Here is a 21313-nt window from a genome sequence, read left to right on the forward strand (position 1 = left end):
CAAACCAGCTAAAGTCCTACTTGTGCCTATATAGCGTACGGGCGGCAAAGATATCCACACTGCAAATCGGGGCCTGGGGCGTCGGAAGAGCATATCGGGGCCTTCCGGGAAACGTAATCCACATAGTTTTCCACGAATCTGAAGCTTGGGAGCATAACCTGTGGATAATGGTGGGGAAACCTGGGGATAATGCGTGGAGAACTTGCGGACAAGTTTTTTTGGTTGTTCAACCCGCTCCACAGGGGGTACTTTACCCACATGAGCGGTGGATAGAGGTGGATAACTTTCCCCCGAAAATCCCACAATCCACACTCGGGCAAGGCTGTGGATTGTGGATTTCTGGATAAGTCCTGTGGATTGTTAAAAACTATGATAATCGTCTGATAAACAACAAGTTATTATCCACACCCCCTGTTGATGGACGGTGGATAAGTCCGTTCTTGTACACATGTTATCCCACTCGTGGATAACTCCTGATTCTTATCCACTTATCAACACCCCTAATGATGGGGGACAAAAAGAATTTATTTAAAAAAAGAATCTTAAAAGTTATTAACCCTGTGGATAAGCGGCCCGGGTTTCCCGCTCCTGCTGCTGACCAGTCCGGCCAGGCAACGCAAGGCTGCCGGGCAGTTCCCCCACCGGACTCGCGCCCGACTGGGGGCTGGCCATCGGGGAAAATCCCGGTATGAAAAAAAGGAGGCACTTATTCACTTGGCCTGAAGAAGTTATCCACCAAAACGACGGCGTTATCCACTGTTTTGGGGAATCGGGGACCCGGGAGGCAGCCCCCGGGGCAGTCGGCTCGTATAAAAATGCCCTGCTCAGGGTGCCTGCGCCCGTTATCCCCACTGCCATGCCCTTCGATTACACCCTGGACTTTCAGACGGTTGATTTCCGCCAGCGCCCCGAACTGTACCGGGTGGGCAAGGGCGAGCAGGGCGTACTGCTGGTGCAGCCTTATAAAGGCGAGATTCTGCCCCACTGGCGCTTCCGCACCCCGGAAGTGGCCCGGGAGTCGGCCGATACGATTTACGGGCTGTTTGAGGCCTATCTGCGGGCTCAGGACTTTGTGGGGGCCGACATGGCCCGTAAGTTTCTGCAGATGGGCTACACCCGGGCCCGGCGCTACGCCAACCACCGGGGTGGGAAAAAATATGCGGGCCCCGTACCGGCCGATAAGAAAGGCCAGAGCGGAGCCCACGGCCGCGAGGAACTGCCCCGCTCGCCCGAAGATGCCGTAAAAGCCGAAGCGGCGGCCATTTTTAAGGCCCGCTGGGACGAGGCCCGTGCTCATCCCGGCTACCAGGCCCAGCGCGCCGCCTTTGAGCAGCGCTACGGCAAGTAATTTTGCAGTGTGCCTTCAGCTGAGAAGGATTAGCTGTTAGCTTTGGCCCTTGACCCTTAAAAAAACGTTAGCTGGTTCAGCGGCCCATCATTGGCCGTCAGCCGCTTTCCACTGAAAGCACCATTCTTCACCCTCTCTTACCATTCCCCCGGCAATGCAGACATCCGCCCCCAACTCCAGCACCGAAGAAAACGAAATCAGCCTCGGCATCGGCATGGGTCCGCTCAAGTTCGGCGCCTCCATGGACGAGGTGCGCGCCCTGATGGGCGAGCCCGAAGAAATAGAAGAGTCGGACGACGACGACGAGTTTGAGCACCAGGCCTGGAACTACCTCGAAGAAGGCTACTCGCTCTACTTCGACCGCGAGGACGACTACCGCCTGAGCTGCATCGAAACCGACCATCCCGGCATCCGCCTCTACGGCGAAGCCATTCACGGCAAAAGCCCCGAGGAAATTCAGGCCCTCATGAAGCGCCACGGCCACGAGCAAAGCGAAGTGGAGAAAATGGACACCGGCGAGATGCGCATTTCCTACGAAAAGGAAATGATTGATCTGTACTTCGACGAAAACGAGCTGCAGTTTGTCAACTTCGGCGTCTTCATCGATGAGGATCTGGAGGTACAGTGGCCCGCCTAGTTCGGAGTTATCCACAAAATGCCCTGAAAAAGCTGTGGATAAGTTGACAACTCACTAATAATCCGGAGTTTTCAACAACGCTTCCCGATTTGGAGCACTGGTCAGGCAAGTTTCACACGGCCCTGATACTCAGCCCACCCATGCAAAAAGGCCCGCCGAAACCGGCGGGCCTTTTTGTGTAATTTCAAGACGCAGTCGAATATTCCGGTAAGGTTTTAGGAGGGCATCAGGGCCCGCAGCAGCAGGAACAGTCCCCCCGACAGGGTCATCGTGACGGGCAGGGTGAGCACCCAGGCCAGTCCGATGTTGCGCACCATCTGGGGGTTGAGGTTCTTGATGCCGCGGTTGGCCACCATGCTGCCCGCAATAGCCGACGACAGCACGTGGGTGGTGGAGGAGGGCAGCCCCAGGGCCGAGCTGGCCCCGATCATGGAGGCCGCTACCAGCTCCGAGGAAGCGCCCTGGGCGTAGGTCAGGTGCTCCTTGCCGATTCGTTCCCCAATAGTTTTCACGATGCGCTGCCAGCCCACCATAGTGCCGATGCCGAGCGAAAGCGACACGATGACGAACACCCAGGTGGGCGCGTAATCGGTGAAGCCCTTCATATCAGCCAACCCCGTCGACAGCGTGTCCCGGTCGAGGGTGCTCAGGCGCACTTTGTCGCTGTTCTGGATTTTTTTGGCGCGGTCGGAGAGCAGCAGAATGGCTTTGCGGATATCAAAGCGAGCCTGCTGGGGCAACTGCTCCAGGGTCTGGGCCCCGGCGAAAATCTGGTCCAGCCGGTCGGTCTGTACCCGAATGTCAGCTACCGTTTTCTTGTCTACCACGCTCAGCTCGTTCACGTTCACGCGGCTCATCACCTGCTCCACGCGCACCAGGGAGTCGCGCATATCGAGCGGGTTTTTGCTCTGGTCGAGGGCGAAGTAGGAGGGCACGATGCCAATGAGAATGAGCATCACCAGGCCCACGCCCTTCTGGCCGTCGTTGGAGCCGTGGAAGTAGCTCACCAGCGTACAGGTCACCACCAGCGTGAGGCGAATCCAGAGGGGTGGGGGCTTGCGCTTGTGGGGTTCCTTGAAGATAACCTTGCTGGTGGACACCCGCTTGAGGATGAACATGAGCAGGATGGTGAGCGTGAAACCGAACACCGGACCCACAATCAGGGCCAGACCCGCTTCCCCGGCCTTGGCCCAGTTTACGGCCGCGTTATTGACGCCGGGCAGCAGGCTGTAGGCAATGCCCACGCCCAGGATGGACCCGATCAGGGCGTGCGACGACGAGGAGGGCAGGCCGTAGTACCAGGTGCCCACGTTCCAGATGATGGCCCCCACGATGAGGGCGCCCACCATGGCAATGCCGTGGTACACGTTCTGATCCACGAGGCTCTCCACGGGCAGCAGGTACACAATGCCCATGGCCACGGCAATACCGCCGGTGAGTACCCCGATAAAGTTCCAGAACGCCGACCAGACCACGGCCACCCAGGGCCGCAGGGCGTTGGTGTAAATAACGGTAGCCACGGCGTTGGCCGTGTCGTGGAAACCGTTGACGAATTCAAATGCGCAGGCCGCCATCAGGCACAAGACCAGTAGCAGCAGCACATGAGGCTCTAAGCCAAACATACAAGGGGGATTGGTGAGGATTCAGTTTCGGCAACCAAAGGTACTGCCGCCCTAAGGGGGCGCAAGATTATGAAATTGTTACCGCACTGCCCGAAGGCCCGGCGAGTTGAGCCGCTAAACGCAGCCTGCTCATATTGGTTGAGCTAGTTGCCCCGGCGTGCCTAAATTCCTGACTGGCAGGTTTTCAGGGCTATTTCTGTTGGCCCGGCTAGGCTTCTAGTGCGGGCTTTAGCTACTTTTGCCCCAGTTCAGGCGTGAGAAGCGAGAAACAAGGCGCAAATGGAAACGGGCCTTCGGACCGGAGTACCCCAGGCTGGCTCCTTCTCACCTCTCCCTACCTGCCTCTCCCTTCTCTATTATAACATGAGCAACGAGCCCAAATCTGCCGCGCCTACCACCGAGGGTACGCTGGCCAATATCGTGTCGCACGCCAAGGAATACGGCTTCGTGTTCCAGTCATCGGAAATCTACGACGGCCTGGCCGCCGTCTACGACTACGGTCCCAACGGCGTGGAGCTCAAAAACAACCTCAAGCAGCTCTGGTGGAAGGCCATGACCCAGCTGCACCAGAACGTGGTGGGCATCGATGCGGCCATCTTCATGCACCCGCTCACCTGGAAAGCCTCCGGCCACGTCGACGGCTTCTCCGACCCCATGATTGATAACCTCGACAGCAAGAAGCGCTACCGCGCCGACGTGCTGCTCGAGGACAAGGCCGCCGAGTACGAGAAGAACGGCGAGCTGGCCCGGGCCGAAACCCTGCTGGCCGAAATGGGCCGCCTGCTCACGAGCGAGGATCTGGCCGGCGTCAAGCAGCTCATCCTCGACGAGAAAATCGTCTGCCCCGTCAGCAAAACCGGCAACTGGACCGACGTGCGCCAGTTCAACCTCATGTTCTCGACCCAGGTGGGGGCCGTGGCTGAGGATTCGAGCCAGATTTACCTGCGCCCCGAAACGGCCCAGGGCATCTTCGTCAACTTCCTGAACGTGCAGAAGTCGGCCCGCCAGAAGGTGCCGTTTGGCATTGCCCAGATCGGCAAGGCCTTCCGCAACGAGATTGTGGCCCGGCAGTTCATCTTCCGCATGCGGGAGTTCGAGCAGATGGAAATGCAGTTTTTCGTGCGCCCCGGCACCGAAGGCGAGTGGTACGAGACCTGGAAGGCCACCCGCCGCCGCTGGCACGAGGCCCTGGGCCTGCCCGCCGCCAAGCTGCGCTTCCACGACCACGACAAGCTGGCTCACTACGCCAAGGCCGCCGTCGACATCGAGTTTGAGTTTCCCTTCGGCTTCAAGGAAATCGAGGGCATCCACTCCCGCTCCGATTTCGACCTGACCCAGCACCAGACGCTCAGCCGCAAGAAACAGCAGTACTTCGACGCCGACATCAACCCCGAAACCGGCAAGGCCTACGGCAACTACGTGCCCTTCGTGGTGGAAACCTCGGTGGGCGCCGACCGCCTGTTCCTGGCCACGCTCTGCCAGGCCTACCAGGAAGAAACCATTACCGAGGGCGAAGGCGAGCAGCAGCAGACCAAAACCCGTACCCTGCTACGCCTGCACCCGGCCCTGGCGCCCATCAAGGCGGCCATTTTCCCGCTCGTGAAAAAGGACGGCATGCCTGAAAAGGCCACCGACATCTTCAACTCGCTGCGCCACGATTTCCGCGTGATTATGGAGGAGCGCGACGCCATCGGCAAGCGCTACACCCGCCAGGACCTGATCGGCACGCCCTTCTGCATCGTGGTCGACGGCCAGACCCTGGAGGACGACACCGTCACGGTCCGCCACCGCGACTCCCGCGAGCAGACCCGCATGCCGATTTCGGAGCTGCGCGCCTACATCGGCGAGGCCGTGAGCTTCTCGCGGATATTTGAGCAGTTGGAAGGGTAGGAAGTTTTTAAGTTAGAAAGTGAAAAAAGGAACGGCTATCCTGCACGAATGCGGATAGCCGTTCCTTTTTTCACTTTCTAACTTAAAAACTTCCTAACTCATCAACTTGCTAACCTTCTCAACTCAGTTTTCACTCAGCCACTGGGTGGCGTCGCGGCGGGAGGTGAAGTAGTTGAACTCCACCTGGGCCGGGGGCAGGGTGGAGGAAGCAATGGAGGAGCCAATCTGATACTGGTACTGGCCCTCCGACACGACGGCGGCAATGAAGAGCGGGCGGTCGGGCTGTTCGGCCAGGGCCAGGGTGAGCGGGGCGAGCAGCTCCTCCGCTTCGTCGGTGGGGGGGGCATTGCGTTTCAGATCGAGCAGCAGCTTGCCTACGTTATGATGAAGCATTTCTTCCAGGGCCCGCTGGTACGCCTGCCCGAACGACAGGGATAAACGGGTGGCATTGTAGCTAAGGTGCAGGGTTTTAGATACCGGATTGTACGTCAGCGACGCGTCTGGCGAATGGTACAGGGTCATAATGAAAGGAAAAATAACAAGCCAAAACAGGTAAAGTGCAATTGAAGTACTTCGCAACGGCTTGAAGTGCGCGTAGTTACGACGTATAGGGCATAAAATGTTCCCTATATTCGGAAGAAAAAATGCCTTTTCCAACCGGCCGGCTGTATAGATAGAAACCGGGCCCGCAGGTTTAACCACTGACGCTCACCCCATACCTGCCCGGGGTTGCGTACCTTTGCTGCATTTTAGCGGCCTATGTGGAGAAACCTCGCCTTGTTTGTGATTAAGAACCGTCGGCTGCTGATTGGGCTGCTGGCGGCCATTACCGTGTTCATGGCCTGGGAAGCCCGCAAGGTGGAAATGACCTACGACTTCGCCCAGGTCGTCGCGCCCGACGACCCGGACATGGTGTATTTCCAGCAGTTCAAGCGGCAGTTCGGCGAAGACGGCAACGTGCTCGTGCTGGGCATGCAGGACAGCTCGGTGTACGAGCTGGGCAACTTCAACGAGCTGCGCCTGCTCACCGACACGCTCAGCGCCGTAGAGGGCGTAAACGGCGTGCTGGGCGTTACGCGCCTGCCCCGCCTGGAAAAAGACACTGCCGCCCGGGCCTTCCGGGCCGTACCCATCTTCCGCACCCCGCCCCGTACCCAAACCGAGCTCGACTCCTTGATGCGGGTGGTGAACGCGCAGGAGTTCTACAAGGGCCAGCTGATTTCGTCCACCACCGGCGCCACCCTGCTGGCCCTCACCCTCGACCCCCAGTACCTCAACTCCAGCCGCCGCGGGGCCGTGATGCAGGAAATCCTGGGTCACGCCGAACGGTTCCAGCGCAAAACCGGCATCCGGATGCACTACGCCGGCCTGCCCTACGTGCGGGCCACCATGACCACCAAGGTGGCCTCGGAAATGAAGCTGTTCGTGGCCCTGACCATCGTGATGATGGCCCTCACGCTGCTCATGTTTTTCAGGACCTGGTCGGCGGTGGTGTTCCCGCTGCTGATTGTGCTGATTGTGGTAACCTGGTGCATCGGGAGCATGGTGCTGCTGGGCTACAAAATCAACCTGCTCACGGGCCTGATTCCGAGCATCATCATCGTCATCGGGATTCCCAACTGCACCTACCTGCTCAGCCGCTACCACTACGACTACCGCAAATCGGGCAACCAGGTGCTGGCCATGACCCGGGTGGTGCGCAAAATCGGCTTCGTGACCCTGATGAACAACACCACCACGGCCATCGGCTTCGTGGTGTTCTGCTTTACCAACATTGCCATTCTCTTCCAGTTCGGGCTGGTGGCCACCATCAATATCTTCGTCGCCTTCCTGGTGTCGTTTATCCTGATGCCCATCATCTTCACGCTGCTGCCCCCGCCCACGCCCAAGCAGCTGGAACACCTGGAGGCCAAGCCCCTCATCAAGCTGCTCGAGTTCTTCGATTACCTGGTGCTGGAGCGCCGGCGCACGGTGTACCTGACGGCCCTGGCCCTGACCGTACTGGCCGGAGTGGGGGTGAGCAAGGTGCGCTCCGTCTCCTACATGGTGGATGATCTGCCCAAAAACTCGTCGGTGAATTCCGACCTCAAGTTTTTCGAACAGCACTTCAACGGGGTGATGCCCCTGGAACTGGTGGTGGACACGGGCAAGGCCAAGGGCCTGCTCAAAATCAAAAACCTGGAGCGCATCGACCGGCTGGAAAACTACCTGCGCACCCAGCCCGTGCTCACGAGTCCGGTGAGCGTGGTGACCTTCCTGAAGGCCTCCACCCAGGCCTTTTACAACGGCAACCCCGATTTCTACCGCCTGCCCGACAACTCGGAGAAGAACTACGTGTTCAGCTACCTGGCCCGCTCCCAGAGCAAGGAAGGGTCGGAGGGCAACCTCACCAGCAAGCTCATGCGCTCCTTCACCGACTCCACCATGCGGGAGGCGCGCATCTCGCTCAAGATTGCCGACATCGGCTCCCAGAACCTGGATACCCTGCTCAGCAACCAGATTCAGCCCCAGATCAACAAGATTTTCAACGGCACGGGCATGAAGGTGAAGCTCACGGGCACCACCATCATCTTCACCAAGGGCAACGAGTTTCTGATTGGCACCCTCAAAAGCAGCCTGCTGCACGCGTTTCTGCTGGTGGGCCTGGTGGTGTTGGTGCTATTCCGCAGCATCCGCACGGTGTTCTTTGCCCTGCTGCCCAACTTTTTTACGCTGCTGCTCACGGGCGGCATTATGGGCTACTTCGGCATTCCGCTCAAGCCCAGCACGGCCCTCATTTTCAGCATTGCCCTGGGCATTGACGGCGACAACTCGATTCACCTGCTGGCCAAGTTCCGCCAGGAAATGGCCATCAACGGCCGCCGGGTGCGGGCCGCCATCAGCACCACGCTTTCGGAGGCCGGTACCAGCATGATTTACACCAGCATTGTGCTGTTTCTGGGCTTTTCGGTGTTTGCCTTTTCCGAGTTCGGCGGCACCAAGGCCCTGGGTTTGCTCATGTCGGCGAGCCTGCTGATTACCAACTTCTCCAACCTGATTCTGCTGCCCTGCCTGCTGGTTACCTTCGAGCACGGCGCCGACGAAACGAGTATCGACCAGTCCGGCATCAAGCACTACGATGACAACTACCACGAGGAAGACGACGACCTGGAGCTGAACCTGAGCCGCATGCAGAAAGGGGACTTGGGGGCTTAGGGACTTGGATGATGTTCTACCAGCAACCGTAATCAAACGGCTGGAACATTGTCTGAAGCCCTGGAATCCTGATTCGCGCCCAACAAAACCAAGCCCCCAAGACCCTAAGCCCCCAAGACCCCAACAATGAACTACCCCGAATTCAAGCAGCCGCTCAACTACGGCCAGGTCGGCACCGATATCCTGGCGTGGTGGAAGCAGAACGGCATCTTTGAGAAAAGCGTGAGCACCCGCGAAGGGCAGCCCACGTTCGTGTTTTACGAAGGCCCACCCTCGGCCAACGGCGCCCCCGGCATTCACCACGTAATGGCCCGGACGGTGAAGGACATCTTCTGCCGCTACCAGACGCTGCTGGGCAAGCAGGTGCACCGCAAAGGCGGCTGGGATACCCACGGCCTGCCCATCGAGCTGCAGGTAGAGAAGGAGCTGGGCATCACCAAGGAGGATATCGGCAAAAAAATCAGCATCGAGGACTACAACCAGCGCTGCCGCGAAACCGTGATGCGCTTCAAGGCCCAGTGGGACGACCTCACCGAGAAAATGGGCTACTGGGTGGACCTCGACGACCCCTACATCACCTTCGAGCCCGAGTACATTGAGAGTTGCTGGGCCCTGCTCAAGAAGCTCTACGACAAGGGCCTGCTCTACAAAGGCTACACCATTCAGCCCTACTCCCCGGCCGCCGGCACCGGCCTGTCGTCGCACGAGTTGAACCAGCCCGGCACCTACCGCGACGTGAAGGACACCACTGTGGTAGCCCAGTTCAAGGTGAAGCGGGATGAGAAGTCGGAGCCGTTGTTTGGCAACGTGCAACTCGACGAAGTGCCCCTGGCGGCCCTCTACGGCGACAATGCCTCGGAGCCGGACGTGTACATCCTGGCCTGGACGACGACGCCCTGGACCCTGCCCGCCAACACCGGTCTGGCTGTGGGTAAAAACATCCCGTACCTGCTGGTGAGCACCTTCAACCCCTACACCTACGCGCCCATCCGGGTGGTGCTGGCGGAGGCGCTGGTGGGCAAATACTTCTCGGTGAAAGGCAAAGAGGCCTCGTTTGAGGACTTCAAGCCCGGCGACAAAGTGCTGCCCTGGCGCATCGAAAACACCTTCAAAGGTGCCGACCTCGTGGGCATCCGCTACGAGCGGCTGTTCGGCCAGAACAAAGGCTATCCGGCGTTTGAGGGCGAGGAAAACGCCTTCCGCGTCATCAACGGCGACTTCGTAACCACCGAGGACGGTACCGGCATCGTGCACATCTCGCCCACGTTTGGTGCCGACGACTTCCGGGCTGCCCAGCTGGCCGGCGTGCCCGCTCTGCTGGTAGCCGACGACGAAGGCAAGCTCGGCCCCATCGTGGACCGGACGGGTCGCTACGTGGCCCAAATGGGCGAATTCGGCGGCCGCTGGGTGAAAAACTACGACGGCCACGACGAGTCGGGCGCCGACTACAAAACCCTCGACGAAAGCATTGCCATCCGCATGAAAGGCGACGGCACGGCCTTCAAGGTGGAGAAGTACGAACACACCTACCCGCACTGCTGGCGCACCGACAAGCCCGTGCTCTACTACCCGCTCGACTCCTGGTTTATCAAGACCACGGCGGTGAAAGACCGGCTCATCGAGCTCAACAAAACCATCAACTGGCAGCCCGCCAGCACCGGCACCGGCCGCTTCGGCAACTGGCTGGAAAACCTGGTGGACTGGAACCTGAGCCGCTCGCGCTACTGGGGCACGCCCCTGCCCATCTGGCGCACCCAGGACGGCACCGAGGAAATATGCATCGGCAGTATCGAGCAGCTGAACGCCGAAATCGACAAGGCCGTCGCCGCCGAAGTCATGACCCTGAATCCATTCGTTAAGAATGTGATTCAGGGATTAGTTGTGAATGATTTCGGGTGGGTGTCATTCAAAGACAAGCAAGGAAACGTCTACGAAGGCTCATTCTTAAGCAAGCCTGAATTATTCAACGGCAACACAGTAAATTTTAAAGACAGAAAATTGGGTGGTGACATTTACTCAATAGATGTCTCGTCAATCGACTTCTCAACTTTAAAGCGCCACATTAGAAATTCTGACGGCGAGGAAAAAGTTGAATCTATACCACTGACATTTGGTGGCGCAGACCTGCACCGGCCCTACGTGGACGACATCTTCCTGGTGTCGCCCTCGGGCCAGCCCATGTACCGCGAAACCGACCTCATTGACGTGTGGTTCGACAGCGGCGCCATGCCCTACGCCCAGTGGCACTACCCGATTGAAAACGAAGGGCAGTTTCAGAAGAACTTCCCCGCCGATTTCATTGCCGAAGGCGTGGACCAGACCCGCGGCTGGTTCTTCACCCTGCACGCGCTGGCCGTGATGCTGGAGGACTCAGTGGCCTACAAAAACGTGATGGCCAACGGCCTGGTGCTGGACAAGAACGGCAACAAGATGAGCAAGCGCCTCGGCAACGCCGTGGACCCGTTTGCCACCATCCAGCAGTTTGGCCCCGACGCCACGCGCTGGTACATGATTGCCAACGCCCAGCCCTGGGACAACCTCAAGTTCGACGTGGCGGGCATCACGGAGGTGCAGCGCCGCTTCTTCGGCACGCTGTTCAACACCTACTCGTTCTACGCCCTCTACGCCAACCTCGACGGCTTCCAGGCCCGCGAGTTCGACCGTACGCCGCACGCCGAGCTGAGCGAGCTGGACCGCTGGATTCTGAGCAAGCTCCAGTCGCTGATTCTGGAAGTGCGCGGCCATTACGACAGCTACGACCCCACGAAGGCCGCCCGCGCCATCCAGGATTTCGTGACCGACCAGCTCTCCAACTGGCACGTGCGCCTCTCGCGCCGCCGCTTCTGGAAGGGCGAGCTGACCGCCGACAAGCGCGCCGCCTACGAAACTCTGCAGGAATGCCTGGTGGTGGTGTCGCAGCTCATGGCCCCGATTGCGCCCTTCTTCGCCGAATGGCTCTACCAGAACATGACCAACGGCATGCGCGCCGAAGCCATCGAGCGCAACACCCCGCTGGCCGCCGAATCGGTGCACCTGACCTTGCTGGTAGAGGCCGATGAGGCCCGCATCGACAAGTCTTTGGAAGAGCGTATGGAGCTGGCCCAGCGCATTTCTTCGCTCACGCACTCGCTCCGCAAGAAGTCGGTGCTGAAGGTGCGGCAGCCGCTGCAGCGCATTCTGGTGCCGGTGTTCAACGATTCCACCCGCGCCCAGGTGGCCCTGGTGGAAGACCTGATCTGCGCCGAGGTGAACGTGAAGCACGTGGAGTTCCTCGACGATGCCAGCGGCGTGCTGGTGAAGTCGGTGAAGCCCAACTTCAAGCGCCTGGGCCAGCAGTACGGCGCCAAGCTGAAAGCCGTGGGTGCCCGCATCCAGCAGATGAGCGCCGAGGAAATCAGCACCCTCGAAAAAACCGGCCAGCTGGCCGTGGAAATCGACGGCGAAGCCTACACCCTGGCCCCCGACGACGTGGAAATCCGCACCCAGGACCTGCCCGGCTGGCTGGTGGCCACCGACGGCCCCCTCACCGTGGCCCTCGACGTGACCCTGACCGACGAGCTACGCCAGGAAGGTGTGGCCCGCGAGCTGGTGAACCGCCTCCAGAACCTGCGCAAAGACAGCGGCCTGGAAGTGCAGGACAAAATCCGCGTCACGCTGCAGCAGCAGCCCGAGCTGGAAGCCGCCGTGCAGTCGTTCGGCGGCTACATCCGGGAGGAAGTGCAGGCCCTGAGCCTGGATTTCGCCCCGGAAATCAGCGGCGGCGCAGTGCTGGAATTCGACGAGTTTTCCGTGCCCGTATTGCTGAATGTGGCAACTGCCTAAGCCTCAGGTGCCAACCGCCGCCTCCCAAACGGCGGTTGGCACACCGGCGCACAAAGCGTGAAACAGGTCACCGAATCCGGCTCAAAACGGCATAAGCTGCCACCCGAAACATATACCAACGGCGTACCGGCCCGGCACTCAGGTCCGCGGCCGAAGTCTAAAATTCTGCGTCACTTTGTGCCACGAGAGGGGAGAGGGACTCGTTCTGACAAGACGTCAGCTCAGCGTCTCACTTCTCCCTTTTAACCTCTCACTTCTCCTAAATGAAGTACTGGAAATATTACCTGGTGGCGCTGCTCGTCATCGTTGTGGATCAACTCTCGAAGTGGGCCGTGCACCGCTATATGGTCATGGGCCTGCCCGGGGAAATTCCCGTGTTCGGCGACTGGTTCAAGCTGCACTACACGCTGAACCCCGGCATGGCCTTCGGGGTGGAGCTGCCACCGCCCTACGGCAAGCTGCTGCTGACGTTGTTCCGGCTGGTGGCCGTCACGGGTATCGGCTACTATATTTACCGCCTCTGGAAGCAGCACGCGCCTAACGGCCTGATTATCTGCATTGCCATGATTCAGGGCGGGGCCATCGGCAACCTGGTCGATTCCATTTTCTACGGCGTCATCTACGACAATGCCCCCTTTGGTGCGCCCACGCCCTGGTTCCACGGGCAGGTGATTGACATGCTGTATGCCGACCTCTACGAGGGCATCCTGCCCTCCACCTGGCCCCTGGTGGGCGGCACCCACCTCTCGCTCTGGCCCATTTTCAACATCGCCGACTCCGCCATCTTCGTGGGCGTGGCCCTGATTCTGATTTTTCAGAACCGCTTCTACGGCCCGCACTTTGAAGCCGCCGAAGCCCGGGCCGCTCAGGAACGGGCCGCCGCCCAACCCCTGGCCGCCTCTGATGCCGCCGCCGCCCAGGCCCGCCGCGACGCCTCGGAACCGGCCTAGCCCAACTCCTGAGGCCTAAAACAGCAACGTCCCGCCGGAATTATTCCGGCGGGACGTTTGCGTTTAGAACGGGCTCGATTACCAGCTGTAGTGCACCAGCGGCTTGATTCGCTGCTCGTAAATGGCCTTCACGGCCTGCATCTGCTCCTGACTGAGGGCCGGCAGCTCGGCGGCGTGCAGGTTCGACTGGAGCTGGCTGGGCCTGGAAGCGCCCGGAATTACGCAGCTCACTTCGTCAAACATCAGCACCCAGCGCAGGGCCAGCGGGGCGAGGTTGGGCTGGTCGGGAAACACCAGTTTCAGCTCTTCCACGGCGGCCAGGCCGGTTTCGTAGTCCACGCCGGCGAAGGTTTCACCTTTGTCGAAAGCAGACCCTTCCCGGTTAAACTGGCGGTGGTCGTCGGGGGAGAAGGTGGTTTGGGGCGAGAATTTGCCGGTGAGCAGGCCGCTGGCCAGGGGCACGCGCACAATCAGGCCCACGTCGTGACGCCGGGCCTCGCGGAACAGCAATTCCTGGGGCCGCTGCCGGAACATGTTGAAGATGAGCTGAATGGTGGTCACGTTAGCGAAGGAAAGGGCTTTCAGGCCTTCTTCTACCTTCTCCACGCTCACGCCCAGGTGGCGGATTTTGCCTTCGTCCCGGAGGCGGTCGAACAGCTCGAAGATTTCGGGCCGGTAGAATACTTCCGTGGGCGGGCAGTGGAGCTGCACCAGGTCCAGGGTTTCGAGCTGCATGTTGCGCAGGCTGGCTTCCACGAACCGGCGCAGGGCGGCCGGCTGGTAAGCGTCGTTGGTGTGAGGCTGGAGCTGGCGGCCGCACTTGGTAGCCACGTACACGCGCTCGGAGCGGCTGCGTACCAGCCGGCCCACGGCCTGCTCGCTTTCCCCGTCGCCGTACACATCGGCCGTGTCGATGAAGTTGATGCCGCCATCTACGGCGGCGTTGAGAATGGCGTCGGCGGTCTGGTGGCTGAACGGGTCGCCCCATTTGCCGCCCACCTGCCAGGTGCCCAGGCTGATTTCGGAGACGTGGAAGCCGGTTTTGCCCAGTTTGCGGTACTGCATAGAATAGAAGAAGAAGGAAAGAAAACGGAGTGGGGTGTAGTGGGTAGTACGCGAAACGCCCGCGGCAAGCTACCACGCCCCGGCCTATCTTTACCTTTTTCCGCCTCGTTCCGCGTTGCCCCGTGTCCCAGCCCATCCTCTCCGTCCGCGACCTGACCATTGACTTCCACAGCCACCGAGGCAATACCCGGGCCGTGGAGGGCATTTCCTTCGACCTGCACCGGGGCGAGACGCTGGCCATCGTGGGCGAATCGGGCTCGGGCAAATCGGTGACCTCGCTGGCCCTGATGGGCCTGATTCCGATGCCGCCCGGCCGCGTGGTGAGCGGCCAGGCCCGGTTTCAGAGCGGGGCGCTAGGGGAGGTGGACCTGCTCACCCTCACCGACGATAAACTCCAGCAGGTACGCGGCAACGACATCGGGATGATTTTTCAGGAGCCCATGACCTCCCTGAATCCGGTGTACACTTGCGGCAGCCAGGTGGTGGAAGCCCTGCGCCTGCACACCCGCCTCTCCGAGAAAGAAGCCGCGGCCCGCACCGTGGAGCTGTTCACGATGGCCCGCCTGCCCCGGCCCGAGAAAATCTTCGCCAGCTACCCCCACGAAATCAGCGGGGGCCAGAAGCAGCGCGTGATGATTGCCATGGCCATGGCCTGCAACCCGGCCCTGCTTATCGCCGACGAGCCCACCACGGCCCTCGACGTGACGGTGCAGGCCCAGATGCTGCGCCTCATCGACGAACTGCGCCGGGAGCACGACACGGCCGTCATCTTCATCACCCACGACCTGGGCGTGGTGGCCGAAATAGCGGACCGCATCCTCGTGATGTACCGCGGCCACGTGGTGGAGCAGGGGGGAGTGCTCGATATTTTCACCAATCCGCAGCACCCTTATACCAAGGGCCTGCTGGCCTGCCGGCCAAAACTTTCCGTCGGGCGAAAAAAACTTCCCGTAGTGGCCGATTTCATGCGTGAAACGGCCGATGGAGGCTTTATTGCCACTGAAACTGCTCCGGGGCAAGTAGCTGATGGTGAAAGCGGTGCCGGTAGCACTGCTGCCTCTCACAACGACCGTGAAACCACCAAAACGTTCCCCGTGGAACATCCTGTTTCACGCCCTGTGAAACCGCATTTCGGCCTTGAATCGGCTCCCGGGGCCGAATCCGGCGTGGAACTTCCGCTTACCAGCGCCGGCCCGGCGCCCCAGGGCGTAAGACCTGGGCTAGTCAGCGAATTGGGCATGGGGGCAAGTGCAGCGGCGGATGATGCCCCAGTAGCTGGCGCCGTTTCCGGTGCCCGCTCCGTAGCCCAGGGTTTCAACCCTGGGACGCCGTTGCTGGAAGTGAAAGACCTGAACGTGCATTTTCCCATCCGTAAAGGGTTCTTCAACCGCAAACCCGAGTTCGTGCGGGCCGTGGATGGGGTGAGCTTCGATATTTATCCCGGCGAAACGGTGGGCCTGGTAGGGGAGTCGGGCTGCGGCAAGACGACGCTGGGCCGGGCTCTGTTGCGGCTGGTGGAACCAACTGCGGGCCGCATCCTGTTCGAAGGCGACGATCTGGCGAAGCTGCCGGCCGAGGCCCTGCGCCGCCGCCGCCGCGACTTCCAGATGGTTTTCCAGGACCCCTATGCCGCCCTCAACCCCATGATGACCGTGGGCGAGGCTATTCTGGAGCCCATGCGGGTGCACGGCGTAGGCGGCAGCCGCCAGCAGCAAAAGGACCGGGTGCTGGAGCTGCTGCGCACGGTGGGCCTGCGGGAGGAGCACTTTATGCGCTACCCCCACGAGTTCAGCGGCGGCCAGCGCCAGCGCATCTGCATTGCCCGGGCCCTGGCCCTGCAACCCAAGTGCATCATCTGCGACGAATCCGTGTCGGCCCTCGACGTCTCGGTGCAGGCTCAGGTGCTTAACCTGCTCAACGACCTCAAGCGCGAGTTCGGCATCACGTATCTGTTCATCACCCACGACCTGTCGGTGGCCCGCTTCATGAGCGACCGGCTGCTGGTCATGCGTCAGGGCCGGATTGTGGAAAGCGGCCCCGCTGCCGAACTCTACGCCAACCCCCAGCACGAGTACACCCGGCAGCTGCTGGCGGCCATCCCTAAAGACACGCCCGCCGACATCCGGGCCGCCGTGGCCAGCCGGGCGTAATAGTCATGCTGAACGCGCCGCGTCGTTGCGCTCAGCATGGCGTTGGAGTGCCGGGTAAGCATCAGCCTGCGAGCTGCTTCGCTGCGAGCTGCACGGCCTTCACTCAACCATAACCTATCCTTTCCAGTACACTATAGTTATTACCTGCTATATTCCGTAGTATCTACCGAAGCTGCTTAGCGGCTTCCTCCTTTCTCTCTCCCGGAAGGCCCCGAAAGTATCCCGGCTTTCCTCCCTCATTCAACCCCGCCGCCTGCGAACCCGACCCTTACTGGCGGCCCGTTTTCTACATGAAAGAACAAGACGAAACTACCGCCCCCCGCGCCTCCCGCGCGAAGGCGGACCGCAGTGAGCCCGCCGCCGCTGCCCCCATCAGCCAGGACCAGATTCTGCGCATTTTTTACGACATCCCCGGCAAGGTGCTCACCTACCGCCAGCTCTCGCGCCGCCTCGGCGTGACCAACAAGGAGCAGCGCGAAGTAGTATTTGCCCACCTGCGCGAGCTGCGCAAGTCGGCCACGCTGGAGCTGATTCAGAACGACGAGTACCGCCTCACGGAGGCCGCCGCCGCGGCCGTTGCGCCCGCCCCCAAGGGCCGCCGCAAGCCCGCCGCGGCCGACGAGAAGCCCGCCGACAAAAGCCGCAGCTACGGCGGTGGCCGGCCCGTGGAATCGGAGTTCGGCGACACGCCCGTGGTGCACCGTCGCCGCGAGGCCGGCTTCGACTTTCCCAACGCCGGCGAACCCCAGCCGCCGCGCAACCGCCGCGAAAGCGGGGGCGATACCATCGTCGGGACGGTGGCCCTGGCCACCGACAAGTACGCCTTCGTGATTAGCGAGGAGACCGAGAAGGACGTGCGCGTCTTCACCGACCGCCTCCGGTTTGCCATGCACGGCGACACGGTGCGCCTGCGCCTGCGCAGCTCCCGCGACGGCCGCCCGGTGGGCGACGTGGTGGAGGTGCTCGAACGCAAGCGCCCCGAGGTGGTGGGCCGCCTCCAGATCCGCGACAACGTGGCCTTCGTGAAGCCCGACAACCGCAAGATGTACTTCGATGTGTACGTGAGCCAGGACGACCTCCAGGGCGCCCAGCACGGCGAGAAGGTGCTGGTGCGCGTGACCGAGTTTCCGGAGGACGGCTCCGACCGTTCCCCGGCCGGCGTGATTGAGCGCAGCTTCGGGCAGGCCGGCGGCAACGAAGCCGAAATCAACGCTATCATGGCCGAGTTCGGGTTGCCGTTTGAATTCCCGGCCGAAGTGGAGGCCGAGTCGGAAGGCATTCCGGTGGAGATTCCGGCCGCCGAAATTGAGCGCCGCCGCGACTTCCGTGGCATCACCACCTTCACCATCGACCCCGCCGACGCCAAGGACTTTGATGATGCCCTCTCCATTCAGAAGCTCGACAACGGGCGCTGGGAAATCGGGGTGCACATTGCCGACGTGACCCACTACGTGCGGCCCGACATGGCTTTGGAAACGGAAGCCCGCCACCGCGCCACCTCGGTCTACCTCGTGGACCGGGTGATTCCGATGCTGCCCGAGCGGCTCAGCAACGGCCTCTGCTCGCTGCGGCCCAACGAGGACAAGCTCACCTTCTCGGCCGTGTTCGAGCTCGATGAGAACGGCAAGCTCTACAGCACCTGGTTTGGCAAAACCGTCATTCACTCCGACCGCCGCTTCGCTTACGAAGACGCCCAGGAGCGCATCGAAGGGCTGGAGTCGGACTACACCCAGGAGGTGCAGCTGATGAACAGCATCGCCAAAAAGCTGTGCGCGGCCCGCTTCCGCCAGGGCGCCATCAGCTTCGAAACCCAGGAAGTGAAGTTCCGCCTTGATGAGGACGGCAAGCCGCTGGGCGTGTATGTGAAGGAGCGCAAGGATGCCCACAAGATGATTGAGGAATTCATGCTGCTGGCCAACCGCAAGGTGGCCGAGTTCGTGTTCAAGCTCAAGAAAACCAAGCCGCGCTTCACGATGGTGTACCGCGTGCACGACGCCCCCGACCCGGAGCGCCTCCAGAACTTCGCTTTGTTCGCCAAGAAATTCGGCCACCAGCTCGACCTGACCAACCCGCAAAAACTCAGCACCGAGCTCAACGACCTGAGCAGCGAAGTGGTGGGCCGCCCCGAGCAGAACGTGCTCCAGACCCTGGCCATCCGGACCATGGCCAAGGCCACCTACACCACCGACCCGCGCGGCCACTTCGGCCTGGCCTTCGAGCACTACTCGCACTTCACCTCGCCCATCCGCCGCTACCCCGACATGATGGCCCACCGCCTGCTGGAGCACTACCTGGAGGGTGGCCGCAACGTGGACGTGGAGCCCATTGAGGAGGAGTGCAAGCATTCCTCGGAGCGCGAGAAACTGGCCGCCAGCGCCGAGCGGGCCAGCATCAAATTCAAGCAGGTGGAGTTCCTGCAGGACCACATCGGCGAGCAGTTTACCGGCGTGGTGTCGGGCCTCACCGAGTGGGGTATGTACGTCGAGATTGAGGAGAACAAGTGCGAAGGCATGATCCGGGTGAGCGAAATCCCCGGTGACTTCTTCGAGCTCGACAAGGACAATTACCGCCTCGTGGGCCAGCGCACCAAGCGCATCATCCAGTTCGGCGACGAGCTGGAGGTGGTGGTGAAAGCCGTGAACCTGCTCGACCGCACCATCGACTTCGAGCTGGTGGACGACCGCCCCGACGCCGATAAGCAGCGCGAGCAGCAGGAGCGCCGCGACAACAACAACCCCCGCGGCTACCGCCCCGAGCGCAGCGGCGGCAAGTCGGGCGGCGGCAAAAGTGGGGGCCGCGCCGACGGCAAAAACAGCAGCAACAGCGCTGGCGGCCGGAGTAGCAGCAAAGGTGGCGGCGGCAAAGGCGGCAACAGCAAGCGCCGCCGGTAACGCCCCGGCTCGTCAGGGTAAACCCCAGACAGCGGAAAGCCCCTGTTGCCGGAATCGGCAGCAGGGGCTTTTTCGTGCCGGTTCTCACCGGCGACTACTTAAATTCCACGGGCACCGTCAGCTCCATTGCAACCGCCTCGCCCCGGCGCTTTCCCGGGCTGCTATAGCTGGGCAGACGGCTGATAACATCCACGGCCGCCGCGTCGTAGGCGGGGCTCAGGCCCCGGCCCGGCTCCACGTGCGCCCCAGTCACGGCACCCGAGGCCAGCACTGTAAACTGTACCATTACCTGCCCATGTTGTTTCGGGCCGGGCGGGCGTTTCAGGTTCTTTTTGATAAAGGCAAGCAGGTTTTGCTGTCCGCCCGGGAAGGTCGGCGTCACTTCCAACAAAAGGTACTTGCCCGTGGTGAGGACCACCGAATCGGTGGGGGCCGGCGCCGCCTCTGGGGCCGGTTTGGGTAGGCGGGTGCCGGTGTTGCGGGGCAGGGGCACGATGGGGTCGGGCGGGCGGGCATCCCAGCGGTTGTAAGAGTTCTGGGCCGCCGCTGACAGCGGGAGCAGTAGCAGGGTCAGGATAGGGAGGTAGCGCATCGGGGTAAGTCGGTTAATCAGTAGTAAGATAACGATGAGGGGCCGAAGTACCGGCGCTGCCTTGGCCCTCGCGTGGCCATCAGAAGCCCTGGGCAATCAGAACCGCGCCGGGGTCCGTACCTTTCCCTTCTGAACCTTTAGCCCTTTGCGTGGACCTTTCTTTCTTTACCGATAAACTCACGGCCGGCCTCGTGGGCCTGCGCTACGGCGAGCAGCCGGAGAGCCTCTACGAACCCATCCGCTACATCATGCGCCTCGGCGGCAAGCGCATCCGGCCCGTGCTCACGCTGCTGGGCGCCCACCTCTTCACCGAGGAACTCGACGCCGTGGTGAAGCCCGCCCTGGCCACCGAGGTTTTCCACAACTTCACCTTGCTCCACGACGACCTGATGGACCAGGCCCCCCTGCGCCGGGGCCAGCCCACGGTGCACGAAAAGTGGAACCCCAACGTGGCCATCCTGAGCGGCGACGTGATGCTGGTGCGGGCCTACGAGCTGCTGCTGGACGTGCCCGCGCCCCTGCTGGCTCCGGTGCTGCGCCGCTTCTCCCAAACCGCCGCCGAGGTCTGCGAGGGCCAGCAGTGGGACATGGACTTCGAAACCCAGTCCGACGTGAGCATTGCTCAGTACCTGGACATGATCCGGCTGAAAACGGCCGTGCTGCTGGGCTTCGCTCTGGAGCTGGGCGCCCTTCTCGGGGGCGCATCGGAGGCTGATGCCGACCACCTGCGCCAGTTCGGGGTGGGCATCGGGCTGGCCTTCCAGCTCCGCGACGACCTGCTGGACGTGTACGGCGACGCGGCCACCTTCGGCAAGCGCGTGGGCGGCGACATTCTCTCCGACAAAAAAACCTACCTGCTGCTCACGGCCCAGGCCCAGGCCGGCCCCGCCCAGCGCGCCGTGCTGGCCCGCCACATCGGCCAGCCCGTCGCGGACGAGGAGGCTAAGGTAGCCGCCGTCCGCGCCGTCTACGACGAGCTCAATATCCGCCCCCAGACGGAAGCGCTCATCAACGACTACTTCCTCGATGCCCTGCAGCACCTGGAGCGCCTAGCGGCCCCCGAAACGCGCAAAAAGCCCCTGCACCAACTGGCTCTGCAACTCCTGGAGCGCGAGCAGTAGCCGCGTGCTTTCCCGGAGCGCGGAAGCCGG

The 21313-nt window shown here is 61.5% G+C and carries 13 protein-coding genes; 9 read left to right on the top strand and 4 right to left on the bottom strand.

Features of this window, described 5'->3' with window-relative positions; translation table 11 throughout:
* The first annotated feature begins 856 nt into the window (after nt 1-856).
* Together KLP40_RS03490 and KLP40_RS03495 are read left to right on the top strand one after the other, a co-directional pair.
* Nucleotides 857-1348, top strand: a complete 492-nt coding sequence (locus tag KLP40_RS03490) for a DUF4385 domain-containing protein (protein WP_215592240.1) — start codon at nt 857-859, stop codon at nt 1346-1348.
* Between the two features lie 154 nt (nt 1349-1502).
* Complete coding sequence (locus tag KLP40_RS03495) at nt 1503-1985, top strand: hypothetical protein (protein WP_215592241.1); 483 nt, start codon at nt 1503-1505, stop codon at nt 1983-1985.
* A gap of 215 nt (nt 1986-2200) precedes the next feature.
* Here the strand turns inward: KLP40_RS03495 and KLP40_RS03500 are convergent, their stop codons facing one another.
* Nucleotides 2201-3607 carry an inorganic phosphate transporter gene (locus KLP40_RS03500; protein ID WP_215592242.1) on the bottom strand — a complete coding sequence of 469 codons (1407 nt, stop codon included), beginning with the start codon at nt 3605-3607 and terminating at the stop codon, nt 2201-2203.
* A 363-nt stretch (nt 3608-3970) separates the two neighbouring features.
* On the opposite strand from KLP40_RS03500, the gene KLP40_RS03505 reads away from it, so the two are divergent.
* Entirely contained in the window at nt 3971-5497 is a 1527-nt protein-coding gene (locus tag KLP40_RS03505; protein ID WP_215592244.1) for a glycine--tRNA ligase, read from the top strand.
* 123 nt (nt 5498-5620) lie between these two features.
* Here KLP40_RS03505 and KLP40_RS03510 read toward each other — a convergent pair whose 3' ends face one another.
* Entirely contained in the window at nt 5621-6019 is a 399-nt protein-coding gene (locus KLP40_RS03510) for a hypothetical protein (RefSeq protein ID WP_215592246.1), read from the bottom strand.
* Between the two features lie 237 nt (nt 6020-6256).
* On the opposite strand from KLP40_RS03510, the gene KLP40_RS03515 reads away from it, so the two are divergent.
* From KLP40_RS03515 to KLP40_RS03525, 3 genes are all read left to right on the top strand, one after another.
* On the top strand, nt 6257-8692 hold the full coding sequence (locus KLP40_RS03515) for an efflux RND transporter permease subunit (protein WP_215592248.1): 2436 nt from the start codon (nt 6257-6259) through the stop codon (nt 8690-8692).
* Nucleotides 8693-8818: 126 nt separating this feature from the next.
* A complete protein-coding gene (ileS, locus tag KLP40_RS03520) occupies nt 8819-12514 on the top strand; it encodes an isoleucine--tRNA ligase (protein ID WP_215592250.1) in 3696 nt (1231 codons plus the stop codon).
* 263 nt (nt 12515-12777) lie between these two features.
* Nucleotides 12778-13464 (top strand): lipoprotein signal peptidase, encoded by a 687-nt coding sequence (locus KLP40_RS03525; protein WP_215592252.1) that lies wholly within the window; start codon nt 12778-12780, stop codon nt 13462-13464.
* Nucleotides 13465-13542: 78 nt separating this feature from the next.
* Here KLP40_RS03525 and KLP40_RS03530 read toward each other — a convergent pair whose 3' ends face one another.
* Entirely contained in the window at nt 13543-14529 is a 987-nt protein-coding gene (locus tag KLP40_RS03530; protein WP_215592254.1) for an aldo/keto reductase, read from the bottom strand.
* A 122-nt stretch (nt 14530-14651) separates the two neighbouring features.
* On the opposite strand from KLP40_RS03530, the gene KLP40_RS03535 reads away from it, so the two are divergent.
* Entirely contained in the window at nt 14652-16679 is a 2028-nt protein-coding gene (locus KLP40_RS03535; RefSeq protein WP_215592255.1) for an ABC transporter ATP-binding protein, read from the top strand.
* A 290-nt stretch (nt 16680-16969) separates the two neighbouring features.
* A complete protein-coding gene (gene rnr / locus KLP40_RS03540; protein WP_215592256.1) occupies nt 16970-19570 on the top strand; it encodes a ribonuclease R in 2601 nt (866 codons plus the stop codon).
* 94 nt (nt 19571-19664) lie between these two features.
* On the opposite strand, the gene KLP40_RS03545 is transcribed toward rnr, so the two are convergent.
* A complete protein-coding gene (locus tag KLP40_RS03545) occupies nt 19665-20162 on the bottom strand; it encodes an energy transducer TonB family protein (RefSeq protein WP_215592258.1) in 498 nt (165 codons plus the stop codon).
* 149 nt (nt 20163-20311) lie between these two features.
* Between KLP40_RS03545 and KLP40_RS03550 the strand changes: the two genes are divergently transcribed.
* On the top strand, nt 20312-21283 hold the full coding sequence (locus KLP40_RS03550; protein ID WP_215592259.1) for a polyprenyl synthetase family protein: 972 nt from the start codon (nt 20312-20314) through the stop codon (nt 21281-21283).
* Nucleotides 21284-21313 lie beyond the last annotated feature (30 nt).

This window comes from Hymenobacter piscis (assembly GCF_018760735.1).
Lineage (GTDB): Bacteria > Bacteroidota > Bacteroidia > Cytophagales > Hymenobacteraceae > Hymenobacter > Hymenobacter piscis.